The following is a 12882-nucleotide window of genomic DNA, read 5'->3' as shown; positions in this document are numbered from 1 at the left end:
ACTGATGCTGGATTGCCCGCGAAAAGCTGGACGTCGAAATCTCTCGCCGCAAGGCGGCCTACACCGCATGCGTACGAACAGGAGTCCGGGACCTCGGTCGCAGATCTGTGCCGCAAGCACGGTGTCAGCGACGCCAGCATCTACAAGTGGAAGGCGAAGTTCGGCGGGATGGACGTGTCGGAGGCCAGGCGCTTCCGGACGCTGGAGGATGAGAACACCAAGCTGAAGCGGATGCTGGCCGATGCGATGCTCGACAATGTCGCGCTGAAGGATCTGCTGGGAAAGAAATGGTGACGCCCGCCGCCGATCGGAAAGCCGTCGCTCATCTCGTGGAGCGTCACGCGCGAGCGAACGGCGGGCGTGTAAAGCCATCGGCTGCTGCCGGATGTCCGTCCGATACCAATTTGCGCGGCCTGATGACCGCGCCTGCGGGAGCGAATGATCGCGATCGCCCGGGAGCGACGGCGCTTTGGCTATCAGCGCCTGCATGTCCTGCTCAAACGCGAAGGCCATGTCGTGAACCACAAGCGGTTCTTTCGGCTCTATCGCGATGAGAAGCTGGCCGTGCGCCGGCGCGGTGGCCGTAAACGGGGCATCGGCACAAGAGCGCCGATGCTGGTTCCCCTCGCACCGAACGAACGCTGGTCGCTCGATTTTGTCTCCGACCAGTTCACGGACGGCCGCCGCTTCCGGATCCTGGCCATCGTGGATGATTGCACGCGCGAGAACCTGGCGCTGGTCGCCGATACCTCGCTGTCGGGCCTTCGTATCGCTCGCGAACTCGACCGGGTGATCACCGAGCGCGGCAGGCCGAAGATGATTGTCAGCGATAACGGCAGCGAGCTCACCAGCAACGCGATTCTGGCGTGGGCGGATCAGGCCTGCGTCGAATGGCACTATATCGCGCCGGGCAAGCCGATGCAGAACGGCTTCATCGAAAGCTTCAACGGCCGCCTGCGAGACGAGCTGCTGAACGAGCCCCTCTTCTCGTCCCTGGCACAGGAACGGACGGCCTTGGCCAACTGGCGCGTCGACTACAACATTGCCCGCCCTCACTCCCGGCTTGGCTGGCAGACGCCCGCAGCCTTCGCCTCGACCTTCACTCCGCGCAGGGCCCTGGCCCCCCGCTATGCGAAAAGCACAGCGCCAGAGCCCGCCGCTTCACCGGCCCGAACGGGCTCCACAACCGCCGGAAACGAACTCACAGCTGGATAAAACTTGGGAGTATCGTCAGCGCCGAATGCGCCGAAAGTAGTGTCGCCGCGCTTGATTGAAATTGCTACAATCAGAAGCTCATGTTCAGATGAACTGTTTCCTGCGGCGCGAGAATGAACAAATTTCTCCAGCGATCTCTGGTCGCAATTTCGTTGACTCTAAACGTGGCGTTTGTATTTGGAATTGCCGCTTATAGGCGTGGCCCCGAGGCCGCTCTTCCCTTATCCCCTCCGGACGAGATCAAGGTTGAGATTTCTCTTCCCGAGTTGGTTGCCGAGCAACTCAGGCAAGGTGATCTGAACTGCCCGCGGCAAAGCCCCCTCACGTACGAAGCATGTCTTTTGTATCAGGGCGCTCTGGGCGCTTGGCATAGCTTCGGCTTAGCCAATGAGTGTCCGACCACAATGCGGGACGAAGACGAGGCCAGCGGCGACCGAAGATTGACGGCAGCGCCGCAGTTAACTCCAGACGACGCGCGGCGGGCCCCCAAATCAGCGTGTTTTGGTTATATTTATGCGATCGCGGTAGCGAACGCTACTCCGATCCTCTCAAGCACTGCACTTCGGAGTTTCTTTCTAAAAGTGAGTCCCGCGTTTTTGGAGCCCGGTAGCAATGCAGAGCAATGCATCGTAGTTCGACACGGCATTTGTGGTAATCAAACTGCGGTTGCGCTCGCTTTATTTGAGATGGCTGAGATTGAAGCTAGGTCAGTGGAGTTTTATTTCGAGTTGGGAAATCAACGATCGAGTCACATAATTCCAGAAGTGAAGATTTCCGAATCTTGGAGGTTAATAGACACCACATACGGAGCATATTGGATCGATCGCCGTTCTAGTGGAAGCATTTTTGCTTTGGCTAAGACGGATGATGTAATTCGCGTTGATGAAATTAAGCGCCATCCAATTTTTAACGAGGCTCTTGCTCCACACGGAATATATTCGTCTGTTATCGGATTTCGTCCGTTCCAATATCTGGACAATGATGCAGATATAATTAGAGGCAGCGTCGGTTCCGTAAGTGTTGATCTTGCAGGTGATTCTGGAATAGAGAATTTTCAGGACAAGCCAAACTATATCGGCGATAATGTTCCGAACCGACCATTTAGCGGAATAGAGATAGATTTAAGAACAGGGGATGCCGTTACACCTATCGAAATTACCATTCGCGTAGCGGCTTCCGCGGTTTCGGGTGGCAAAGATGTTTTTATCTGCTTGGATGCGCAATGCAGGCGGTTTGAAAGTAATATTTCAGAATTTAAATTCACTAAGACGAACCCTGATCGGTTATATCTCAAGACAGAGAACGACGTCGCTTATGCGATTATTAAATCGATCAGCTGGAAAGTTAATCGGCAGTAATAAGCGGAAATTGACCACAGCCTGGATTGGCCAGATCTCCCGGGCGTCAGGTCGGGTTCGATCTGTCGTATCGTACTTGAGCTACGCAGCGTGATGTTACTTTCGTGCTGCTCCTGCAGCAGGCGGGCGCGCCGCCCGAAGCGGCGGCGGCGATCGCCTTGGTTCCTTGAGCCCTACACACGATATTGCCACTGCCGCTAGGGCTGGTGGTATCGGCATTCGTGCTGCACAGGTTGCGCTCGAGCGATTCTTGAAGTGTGGAGCGAAGAGCTATGCGCGATCACAAAGCGTCCTTCAGGGCTCGTGCAATCTTCGAGGATGCATCGCCGGTGCCGTAGTCCAAAATATCGCGTCGTGCGGCATAGTCGGGGCCGGTCCAGAGCCGGTTCCAGCCCGCATCTATGGTTTCGACCCACTCCGTTTCGTCGCGCAGTGTTACGCACGGGGCGCGATGGAAATAGGCCTCCTTCTGCAGGCCGCCAGAGTCGGTGAAGACGGCGGCCGCCTGACTGAGCAGGCGGGCCATGTCGAGATAGCCGATCGGGTCGATCAGGGTCAGGCCTGCGGGCGTCAGCCCTCGGCTGGCGAGAAGCTTGCGCGTGCGCGGGTGTACTGGCATCACGACCGGCCGCTCACGGGCGGCCTCCTCGAGCCAGGCCATGACCTGTCGGAACCGCTCAGGGTCATCGGTATTCTCTGCGCGGTGGATCGTTGCGACGGCGTAGCCGCCCGGCTTCAGCCCGTGGGTCTCGATGATGGTCGAACGGCCTTCGGCCCGCTTCACTGCAGCTAGCGTGGTGTCAAACATGACGTCGCCGACGGCGTGCACGCCCCTAGTAATCCCCTCGGTGGCGAGATTGCGGATGGCAGTCTCAGTCGGGCAGAACAGCAGGGTGCTGACATGATCCGCGACGACTCGGTTAATCTCTTCCGGCATGCGGCGGTTGAAGGAGCGCAGGCCGGCCTCGACATGGGCGACGGGAATGTTGAGCTTGGCTCCGGCCAGCGCGCCGGCTACCGTGGAATTGGTGTCGCCGTAGATCAAGACGATGTCCGGCCTCTCTGCCAGCATTGCTTCTTCGAGTTTTTCGAGCATGCGGCCGGTCATAGCGGCGTGCCCGAGGCTGTTGACCTCGAGATTGTAGGTAGGCTTCGGGATATCGAGCTCGTCAAAGAAGACATCTGACATCAAGGCATCAAAATGCTGGCCAGTGTGGGCGATGACCTCCGTCATGCCCTCCTTGGCGAGGGCACGGCTGACGGGAGCGGCCTTGATGAATTGCGGCCTAGCGCCGAGGACTGTAAAGATGTGGGGCATGACTGGTCCGCTACGGAGGGCCGGCTCATCTTCAGGTTCGCCGATCGCATGGCGAATAGAGGACGGTCTCTGGCGATGCAAACTTCCGGGGCATTGATTGGCAATACGCAGCCGCGAAACGTGCGTCGTTCCCCGTCGGCGGCGAAGCTCTAGCGCGACGCGTTCGCCGTGGCAATGTGGTTGGGCTCCGCGGCCGTGCTCGTGCGTTCCGCTCTTGACCAATTAACTTGCTTCCACCTATCTCCGCTGCACTGACGGAAAGAGGATTGACATTTGACAAGCGTTCGGCGCGCGCTCGTGGCCTATTCAATGTCAAGCACGTTTGTTCAGACGACGCTTGACTATCTCACTGCTTTCAAGCGGTTCGGTGGGTTTGAGGTGGACTACGTTCATGCCACTCATCACGCATCGATAGGTTTCGATTTTGACTCATATGATATTGTTTTTCATAGCTATTGCGCGCGTCTTTGTTTCGAAGGATACGTGTCCGACAGCTATAGGGAGCGCTTGAAGAAATTTTCTGGTATAAAGGTTCTGGCCGTTCAGGACGAGTATGATAATACTGATGTTCTTCGGGCTGCAATCAAGGATCTGGGCTTTGATATTGTATTGACCTGCGTGCCGCAGGATAGTCTCGAATATGTATACCCTAGATCCGATTTTCCGAACGTAGAGTTCATCACAGTATTTACCGGCTATGTGCCGGATGACTTTGCCTCTGATCTGCCGCCGCCGAAGCCGTTGGCTGAACGGTCGATCTTCGTCGGTTATCGCGGGCGCGACATCGGTGGCCGATATGGCCGACTTGGCTTTGACAAGTTCGAGATTGGCCGCCGCATGAAAGAACTCTGTTCCGCGCGCGGTATTGAAACCGACATCGCAATGGACGAGGCAAGCCGGATCTATGGTAAGGCGTGGTTCGACTTTGTCGGCGATTGCAGGGCGATGCTTGGATCGGAATCTGGCTCCAACGTGTTCGATTTCGATGGCAGCATCGACGCCCGCTTCAAGCAGATGACGGCCGAGAACGGTGGTGTTCCTCCGAGCTACGCCGACTTCCTGCCGATCGTTGCAGATCGTGACGGTGCGATCGAGATGGGGCAAATTTCGCCGCGGGTTCTGGAATGCGCGATGATGCTTACGCCGATGGTCCTGTTCAAGGGGCGTTACTCGGACACAATCGCTCCAGGCGAGCATTATATCGCGTTGGAGAAGGATTTCTCCAACGTGGACGAGGTCCTCGCTCGCCTTAGGGATTTGCCGGCGCTCGAAGCAATGACGCAGCGCGCCTTCGACCATCTTGTCGCGTCCAAACACTTTACCTATCGCACGTTCTACGCTGGGATTGCCGCTGCGATCGAACGGCATCTGGTGGCTAGAAATCGGACGCCTTTGGGCCGCCCCTGGGAGTCTCCCTCGATGCTGGATTCGTCCGGCTTGCTGATGGAGCATCCGACCGCATTTCCGGAACTGGAAGAGAGCTTCCAGCTTCGAAAGGACGTGGCTGAAAGTGTCCTGTATCGAAGCGAAGTCGACCGGTTGATCGTCGAATTCAGCCATCTTCGCTCGTTGTTCGAGATCGAGGTTCGCCGAATCTATGCCAGCTTCGGTCGGGAAATGGCGCAGCTCGAGGGCCTAGTCCAAATTGCCGATATCTGCCGGCTGGCGATGCCTGGGCCTGTTGAAGGGAGCGACTTTTCCGGAGTGCTCGTCAGCTACGATGCCGAAATGCTGCTGGAGCAATCGCGACGGGCTGCCGCTAGCGCTGCGTTTCGTGCCGCCTTGTCGTCCGGCGACGATAGGGCGCTGGTCGTCGTTGCGCTGCGCAACATGCTGGAGATTGAGAAGGCAGATTACTTCAGCATGATCGAATGGATCGGGAGGCTGAACAAAGTCTACGACTCCTATCGGGAGGAGATAGCCCAGGCTTATGGCGGAATGATCAAGCTGGCTCCAGGCGTCCTGTCGCAACTCCCCCTCGCGCAGCGACTCCGCGTGCGGGTTCTCTTGGCTCGAATCCACGTGCGGCGAGCGCGAACGTTGACACTGCGTGGGATCGTGCGCTCCGGGCTCGCGCAGCGCGTGCTGACCGCGCTTCCCGCGGTCGAGCCTCTAGCCAAGCGCATTGCAGCACGCCTGAGGTCAGGCGGGTGGACCTAAGCTAGCGGTTGGTTCAACCGCTACTTGGTTGCCGTGGCGTACAAATCCAATCCGAACCAGCGTGGAATCCAAGACTTAAGGAGTTCGCGCCGAGGTGGGCTGCGCTCGAACGGGGCTCCGTTGTCGATGTTCTCGGTCTGGCCGGAGAACGACGCGTAGCTGCGGCAGAGCTTGCGCAGCGATCGGATTGAAATCCAGTCGGTGTGAGGCGCGCCTTCGCCGGCTTGGTTGGCGTCATAGGCTGCTCGCTCGGCTTGCGCGCTCAGGCCGACGACGCCGCGAGAGCCAAAGATCTCGCGCAGCATGTATTTTAGCGTTTCGCTGCGCGCCTGGTAGAAGCGCCTGTAAGAGTAGGCGTAGTAGACCATGAAGATGAGCTTGCCGCCGGGGCGAAGGACGCGCCGGCACTCTTCTATGGCCTTAAACAGATCGCCCGTATGATGCAGGCAGCCGATTGCTACGACATAGTCGAAGCTTTCGTCGGGGAACGGGGCCTGCAAGATAGAGCCTTGTCGGGCCTCGCCATCGAGCCCGGCCTGCTTCAGACGATGGTTGACCATCGCAACAGGGCCAGGGGCGATATCGAGACCGCGATAGAGCGCGCCGGCTTCGGCGAGGCGCTGCGAGACGGTGCCATATCCCAAGCCAATCTCAAGGACGTCCTTCCCCTTCATATCCTCGAAGGGTATATGCACGAATAGATAGGGATAGAAGGCAAAATACCAGTCATCGAACTTCTTAAGCGAACTCGGTGAGCTATCTGTGACGCCCAGCGATTTGGCGAACTGTGTCCCGCACAACTCGCTCCAGAATGTGGAATTGCGCGAGTCGACTGCGGCTTGATCCATCATATTCGACATGGAAACCTTCGTGACAAATCTCGCGCGCTGGCAGACCGCGCCGGCGGCTTGATAGAAGTAAAGTCACCACATTCCAAGTCCGAGCCTGCGATAAATCACGCTTGCCGGCATATTGCGATTGACAAGGGGGGCTTACTTGGCGACGAGCCAGTATGTTGGCGGAGATGCGGAAGCCGGAGATGCGGTGTTCCGTTCGCCGGTTGCGCCGGCTCCTGTCTTGTCTCGAGGGCCTTTATCATCATGGCTAGTTCGGCGGCACGGAAGCCGCGTATCGGGCTGATCTGCTTTTCCGCGATTCCCGACGATCCACGAGTCCGCCGCCAGGGCGATCTGTTCCACGCGCACGGCTGGGACGTGGTCGCAGTTGGGTTACCCGGCGCGCGTTCGCAGTCGCCGCAATGGCGCAGCCTCACGATCGGTTCCGATAATGCTGCGAGTTTGGCCGTAGAGCATTTCGCTTCTCCGATTGATGCTGGCGAGTTCGAGGGGAAGCCTGTTAGCGGGGAGACACAGACTGCGCCAAGTTCGCGCCCACGGGACGTGCTCGACCAGGGGGTGCATCTACTCCCGGCGAATTGGCGATCGGCGAGCAGAGCAATGGCGGGGCGTGTCGCGCGGCGCACGCTCTTTCCTTTCCTTCGTCGAGCCAGCCGCGCCATGGACATCGCGCTGGTCTACGCCAACCCACGGTACGCGAATACGGCCTATTGGACGTTGAACGACCGCTTCGAGCGGCTCTACCAGCTTGCCAGCCGGGAGCAGGCTGATCTTTGGCTCGCTAATGACTGGACGGCACTGCCGATCGTGCGGCGCCTCGCGGCCGAACAGCAGGTGCCTTATGCGTATGACACGCACGAGCTCGCGGTCGACGAATATGCTCAGCGTCTGCTCTGGCGACTCACCCAGCGCCCAGTCATCGCAGCTATCGAACGTGAGGGGATCGCCGGCGCGGCTGTGACGAGTTGCGTCTCGCAAGGCATCGCCAACCGCCTCTACGAACTCTACCGTCTTCCCCAGAAGCCGCTGCTGATCCGCAACATGCCACGCTACGAAGCCCATCCGCACCGGCCATGCGGCGAGACCATCGAGGTGCTCTATCATGGGGTCGTCAATGTCGGCCGGGGGCTCGAGGCTTGTATCGACAGCGTCGCGCTGTGGCGGCCGGAGTTTCGGTTGACGATCCGTGGCCCCGGTCCGGCCGAGTATCTTGAGGCGCTTGCCAATCGGATTCGGTCTGCGGGCCTCGGTGCACGCGTCGTGCTGGCGCCGTCGGTCCCGATGGTCGACCTGGTCAAGGAGGCCGCGCGCTTCGATGTTGGCCTTTTCGCGCTATCCGGGCACTCGCAGCAGAACGTCCACGTCCTGCCCAACAAGTTCTTCGAATACACAATGGCCGGCCTTGCCTTATGTGTTTCGGACTTGCCGGAGATGACAGCGCTGTTGCGGCAATACGAACTCGGCCGCTTGATTCCGCAGGTGACGCCGGAGGCCATCGCAAACGCAATCAATGGTTTCGACCGCGCTTCGATCGAGGCCTGCAAAGCGCGCTCGCTAGAGGCGGCAAAGGACCTCAACTGGGAGGCCGAGGCCGACCGGTTCTTCGATGCTATCGACCGCGCTGTTCGCAACCGGGCGGTGCAGGACCTAGCCGCCCAGTAAGAGCACCCTCAGGCCGTCGAGTGGCAGAGTTGCTCAACTATCGTCAGCAGCTTGGTGCTCTCGGCCTCGAAGTTCAGCCGGCGCGCCGATTCGAGACTGGCTCGCTTGCAGGCGTCGATCCGGTTGCGATCCAGGCCGGCGAGGGAGGCCGCGATCGCTTCCGGGCTGTCCCCGGGGAGCAGTAACCCGCAGCCGGTTGACTCGACGTGCTTACGGATCTCGGGCAGATCGCTGCTGACCAGCATCAACCCGGCTTGCATATACTCGAAGACCTTGTTCGGAAGTGCGAAACGGGCATGGGTCGTGCTGTTCGAAAGCAGGAAGATTCCGATGTCCGCTTGCGCTGCCGTTTCCACGACCTGATAGGGGGCAACGGCGGGTTCGAAAGCGATGCGCTCGCCTAGATGCCCGGCAAGACTGCGCAAATGCTGGTCGAATTGCCCCTGCGTCGGGCCGCGGATGATCAGCCTGAAGTCGGCCGGCCAGAGGGGCAGGCTTGCAATCAGCGTTTCCAGGCCGCGGCGGGGCACGACAGCCCCGTGGTAGAGCACGGTGACCGGGCTTCCCGTCTGGCGGAAGGGGGTGCCGTGCCAGGACGGGGTATTAGAGATGACGATGGGACGCTCGCGGAGCCCGTAGCGTTCTGCCAGCGCGTCGGAGATGCCGGGGCTGACGGTGACGACTGCGTCCGCCTCGCGGATGTAGCGGTCTTCAACGCGCATGACATGACGTTGAGCTAGCGCGCGCCAGCGCCAACTATCCGAGAATTCCTCGGGTGCAAACTCATGGCTGTCGTAGATGATGCGGGCGCCGCCGGCACGCTTGGCGGTGAAGGCGACAGGCAAGGAGCGCCAGTCATTGGCGATGACTAGGTCAGGGCGAAAATGCAGCAGGTCGCGGCGCGCCGCCAGCTTGGTCGTGGATGCCCAGTAAAGCGAATCCGCGCTGGCTGGAAGGAGCGTTGCCGGAGCCTGCCTGAACACCATCCCGAAACGCACCCGCCAGTCACTGCCGGGGCCCGGCAGGACCGTAATCGGAGCCGGGGGTGAATCCGGTAGTGGGGCCTGCGCGAAGATGCGGACGTCGTAGCCGACGCCCGCGAGCAGTTCGGCGTGCCGCAGCACGCGCGAGTCATGCCGCAGCGGCGAGATGCAGACGAGTGCGACCTTGGTCATGTGCGCCCCGGCATGGGCAGCCTGCAGTCGTATTCTTTTCTTCGAATCGTGAAGGGGCCGAGCGACGAGTTCGTGGCGCCCAGCCGGTGAAGCAAGACGGCGCCAAGGGCGCTGAGCATGTCAGCTGAAATTGTAGAATCTTCCATCTGACGCTCGATTGCGCTCACCGTCCCAAATATTCTAAGCAGTATAGTTCCAATCTCGGCGGCTACTGTCGGTGTCAAGCAGTAAAACGACGTTGTGGCAAGCGCGATAGCGGCTCAGGCCGGTTTTATTTGCTTCTGGCAATCCGTGCATCGATGATGGGGGCAAGGCGTTCCGCAATCTCTTCGGCGCGTTTACGCCAAGAGGCATGCGCCCGAACATAGTTCGCGCCATTGTATCCTAGGCGGCGCGCGCGGTCCGGATCGGCTGCAAGCTCCGCAGCAGCTCCGGCAAGAGCGGCCGGGTTCGCCATCGGGATCACCAGTCCGGTCTCGTAGTCTCGGACGAGCTCGCGCTGGAAGGGCAGGTCGGTCACGATCACCGGAACGCCGCTCGCCATGGCTTCGAAAAGTTTCAGGGGGGCGACGCCTGTGCCGAGATGGCCGGCCGTGTCTTCAGTGATGGAAAGCGCGGCCACTGCGCCACGCAGATGGGAGGCGACTTCCTTGGGCGGCTGGCGGCCGAGCCAGCGCACGCGCGAGCCAAGGCTTGCGTCCTTGAGGCGATCACGCTCGACGCCGTCGCCGATGATGACGAGGCCGAGATCGGCCGGCCACGCTGCTTCCTTCGTCGCCGCGATCATGGTTGCGATTCCGTGCCAGGCCGTCAGGCCACCGACGAAAGCGATGTAGCGACCCGGTTCGTTCGAGTGTGGCCCATCGGGCGTGAACAGTTTGACGTCTGCGCCATTGGTGACAACGCTGATGCGACTGTGCCCGGCCTGGGCTTCGGCCCAATTGCGGAGGCCTTCCGTGACGACGAAAACATGCGCCGCCATGCGCATCTGGCTCCGATAGAGCCAGCCGATCAGCGGGGCGATCCAGCCGAGCCAGCCATACGTCACGAAGATGTCGGCCGGCAAGCCGTTGATCTCCTGGAACACCGGGACGCCCCGCAGCCGCGCCCACAATGCGACTGGCAGCGCGGCGAAATGCGCGCGCATGTAGACGCCATCGCAAGTGCCCAGTCGGCGCGCCAGAACCCACTGCGCGCGGACGTAATCGAAAAGGCGTGTCAGATAGCCGGTGCCGGAGCTCGCGCCGCCCCGGACGGTTGCGAGCAGATCGACCTGCCAGCCGATCTCGCGCAGGCCCGCGATGATCTCGTGGACGTGGGTATAGGTCGCCTGGCCTTCGCGTGGGGTTTCCAGCGACAGGTAGACAAGGCGCCGCTTCGGCGTCACGCCGCCGAGGCCTCGCGCTTCAGGGCCTCGCGCACGGCCTCGATGATGTAATCCTGCGTGGCTTCATCGAGATAGGGGTGCATCGGCAACGCCACGACCTCCTGCGCGACGCGCTCCGAGATCGGCAGGCCGTTGCCGGCAACGGGGAAGTGCTTGTAAGCGGTTTGCTGGTGCAGGGGCTTTGGATAGTAAACCGTCGTCGGCACCCCCTTGTCCTTCAGCGCCGCCTGGAAGGCGTCGCGGCGATGAGCGTCGACGCGGATCGTGTACTGGGCCCAGGTCGAAACACAGTCGGGCATCACATGGGGAGTCACAGTGACGTCCTTGAGTGCCTCGGTATAGCGCCCGGCGACAATCTGGCGCTTTTCGATCTCTTCGGCGAATATCTTGAGCTTCTCAAGCAGCACGGCGGCCTGAAGCGTGTCGAGGCGCGAATTCACGCCGACACGGACATTGTCGTACTTGTATGAGCCCTTGCCGTGAAAATGCAGTGAGCGGAGCAGGGCCGCGTGCTCATCGCTGTCGGTAAAGATCGCGCCGCCGTCGCCATAACAGCCGAGTGGTTTGGCCGGGAAGAAACTGGTGGTGGCGAACTGGCCTATCGAACCGACGACGCGGCCTTTGTAGCGGGCGCCGAAACCCTGCGCGGAATCGGCGATCAGCACCAGGCCGTTCTCGACGCAGAAAGCCTCGATCGGGTCGTAATCGGCAGACTGGCCGAAGAGATCGACGGTGATCAGGGCGCGTGGGTTGAGGTTGTTATTCCTTGCGGTGACCAGCGCGGCGGCGAGGCCCTTGGGGTCGATATTGTAAGTGGCGTTGTCGATCTCCGCGAATACCGGGGTGGCGCCCATCCAGGCGACGACTTCGGCGGTGGCGGCGAAGGTGAAGCTCGGGCAGATCACAGCGTCACCAGCGCCGACACCGAGCGCCTCCAGTACCAGCACGAGCGCATCGGTGCCGTTGGCGACGCCGATGGCGTGCTTTGCGCCGCAGTAGGCGGCGAGTTCGCTTTCGAACTGTTTGACCTGCGGACCCAGGATGTAATTGCCCTCATGAACCACTCTGAGGATGGCGTCATCCATGGCTTGGCCGATATGCTGGCGCTGCGCCTTGAGATCGATGAACTCGATCGCCGGAGTGCCCATCACAGAATCTCCTCCAAGGTGTTCGGTCCGGTTTCGTGGTAGCGCCTGCCGGTTTCAGGGCAGGTGAGATCCGGCCCAAGCTTGGCGCCGTTATGGCTCATCCAGCCTATCCTGCGGGCCGGTACGCCAGCCATCAACGCAAAATCCGGTACGTCCTTCGCCACCACTGCGCCGGCGGCGATGAAGCAGTACGCGCCGAGTGTGTGGCCGCAGACGATGGTCGCATTGGCGCCGATGCTCGCGCCTCTCTTGACGAGGGTGCGGCGGAACTCGGATTTCCGGTTTAGGAACGCGCGTGGATTGTTCACGTTGGTGAAGACGCAGGACGGGCCGCAGAAGACATCGTCTTCGAGCTCGACGCCGTCATAGAGGGCGACATTGTTCTGGACCTTGCAGCCGTCGCCCATGGTGACGCGCGGCCCAACCATGACGTTCTGGCCAAGGACGCAGTCCTTGCCGATGACCGTTTGCCCCAGGACATGGACGAAATGCCAGACCTTCGTGCCAGGCCCGAGAGTGACGCCGTCGTCGACATAGGCACTCTCGTGAATCTTCGCGCCGGGAAAACGCGGGTCGTCGCGCATCTCTAAGGCCGCGGCCAT

Annotated in this window: 9 protein-coding genes and 1 pseudogene; 4 read left to right on the top strand and 6 right to left on the bottom strand. The window is 60.6% G+C overall.

Features of this window, described 5'->3' with window-relative positions; translation table 11 throughout:
• Positions 1-75: 75 nt before the first annotated feature.
• A pseudogene (locus tag AC1DIO_RS18540) lies at positions 76-1215 on the top strand (IS3 family transposase); the annotation flags it as partial.
• A 113-nt stretch (positions 1216-1328) separates the two neighbouring features.
• Positions 1329-2573 carry a transglutaminase-like domain-containing protein gene (locus AC1DIO_RS18535; protein ID WP_476853845.1) on the top strand — a complete coding sequence of 415 codons (1245 nt, stop codon included), beginning with the start codon at positions 1329-1331 and terminating at the stop codon, positions 2571-2573.
• A 280-nt stretch (positions 2574-2853) separates the two neighbouring features.
• Here AC1DIO_RS18535 and wecB read toward each other — a convergent pair whose 3' ends face one another.
• Positions 2854-3891 carry a non-hydrolyzing UDP-N-acetylglucosamine 2-epimerase gene (gene wecB / locus AC1DIO_RS18530; protein ID WP_476853901.1) on the bottom strand — a complete coding sequence of 346 codons (1038 nt, stop codon included), beginning with the start codon at positions 3889-3891 and terminating at the stop codon, positions 2854-2856.
• A 297-nt stretch (positions 3892-4188) separates the two neighbouring features.
• Here wecB and AC1DIO_RS18525 point away from each other — a divergent pair, with 297 nt between their 5' ends.
• On the top strand, positions 4189-6051 hold the full coding sequence (locus AC1DIO_RS18525; protein ID WP_476853844.1) for a hypothetical protein: 1863 nt from the start codon (positions 4189-4191) through the stop codon (positions 6049-6051).
• A 20-nt stretch (positions 6052-6071) separates the two neighbouring features.
• On the opposite strand, the gene AC1DIO_RS18520 is transcribed toward AC1DIO_RS18525, so the two are convergent.
• Complete coding sequence (locus AC1DIO_RS18520; protein ID WP_476853843.1) at positions 6072-6911, bottom strand: class I SAM-dependent methyltransferase; 840 nt, start codon at positions 6909-6911, stop codon at positions 6072-6074.
• Positions 6912-7568: 657 nt separating this feature from the next.
• On the opposite strand from AC1DIO_RS18520, the gene AC1DIO_RS18515 reads away from it, so the two are divergent.
• Positions 7569-8570, top strand: coding sequence for a glycosyltransferase (locus tag AC1DIO_RS18515; protein ID WP_476853842.1), 1002 nt, complete (start codon positions 7569-7571; stop codon positions 8568-8570).
• Positions 8571-8578: 8 nt separating this feature from the next.
• Here AC1DIO_RS18515 and AC1DIO_RS18510 read toward each other — a convergent pair whose 3' ends face one another.
• The 4 genes from AC1DIO_RS18510 to AC1DIO_RS18495 all read right to left on the bottom strand — a co-directional run bounded on the left by AC1DIO_RS18510 (position 8579) and on the right by AC1DIO_RS18495 (position 12882).
• Positions 8579-9745, bottom strand: a complete 1167-nt coding sequence (locus tag AC1DIO_RS18510) for a glycosyltransferase (protein ID WP_476853841.1) — start codon at positions 9743-9745, stop codon at positions 8579-8581.
• 271 nt (positions 9746-10016) lie between these two features.
• The gene (locus AC1DIO_RS18505) at positions 10017-11132 is read right to left on the bottom strand and encodes a glycosyltransferase family 4 protein (protein ID WP_476853840.1); all 1116 of its coding nucleotides are present in this window, start codon (positions 11130-11132) and stop codon (positions 10017-10019) included.
• The gene (locus AC1DIO_RS18500; RefSeq protein ID WP_476853839.1) at positions 11129-12280 is read right to left on the bottom strand and encodes a DegT/DnrJ/EryC1/StrS family aminotransferase; all 1152 of its coding nucleotides are present in this window, start codon (positions 12278-12280) and stop codon (positions 11129-11131) included. The genes AC1DIO_RS18505 and AC1DIO_RS18500 overlap by 4 nt, the downstream gene beginning before the upstream one ends.
• Positions 12280-12882, bottom strand: coding sequence for an acyltransferase (locus AC1DIO_RS18495; RefSeq protein WP_476853838.1), 603 nt, complete (start codon positions 12880-12882; stop codon positions 12280-12282). The genes AC1DIO_RS18500 and AC1DIO_RS18495 overlap by 1 nt, the downstream gene beginning before the upstream one ends.

This window comes from Allobosea sp. 05T439, from assembly GCF_056396005.1.
The sequence above is the reverse complement of the archived record's forward strand: the minus strand, read 5'-3'. Positions and strand labels throughout refer to the sequence as shown.

Coding starts and splice junctions, on each gene's coding strand:
- AC1DIO_RS18515 (WP_476853842.1), top strand. CDS start 7,569: ATGGACATCGCGCTGGTCTACGCCAACCCACGGTACGCGAATACGGCC.
- AC1DIO_RS18510 (WP_476853841.1), bottom strand. CDS start 9,745: ATGACCAAGGTCGCACTCGTCTGCATCTCGCCGCTGCGGCATGACTCG.
- wecB (WP_476853901.1), bottom strand. CDS start 3,891: ATGCCCCACATCTTTACAGTCCTCGGCGCTAGGCCGCAATTCATCAAG.
- AC1DIO_RS18500 (WP_476853839.1), bottom strand. CDS start 12,280: ATGGGCACTCCGGCGATCGAGTTCATCGATCTCAAGGCGCAGCGCCAG.
- AC1DIO_RS18495 (WP_476853838.1), bottom strand. CDS start 12,882: ATGGCCGCGGCCTTAGAGATGCGCGACGACCCGCGTTTTCCCGGCGCG.
- AC1DIO_RS18520 (WP_476853843.1), bottom strand. CDS start 6,911: ATGTCGAATATGATGGATCAAGCCGCAGTCGACTCGCGCAATTCCACA.
- AC1DIO_RS18535 (WP_476853845.1), top strand. CDS start 1,329: ATGAACAAATTTCTCCAGCGATCTCTGGTCGCAATTTCGTTGACTCTA.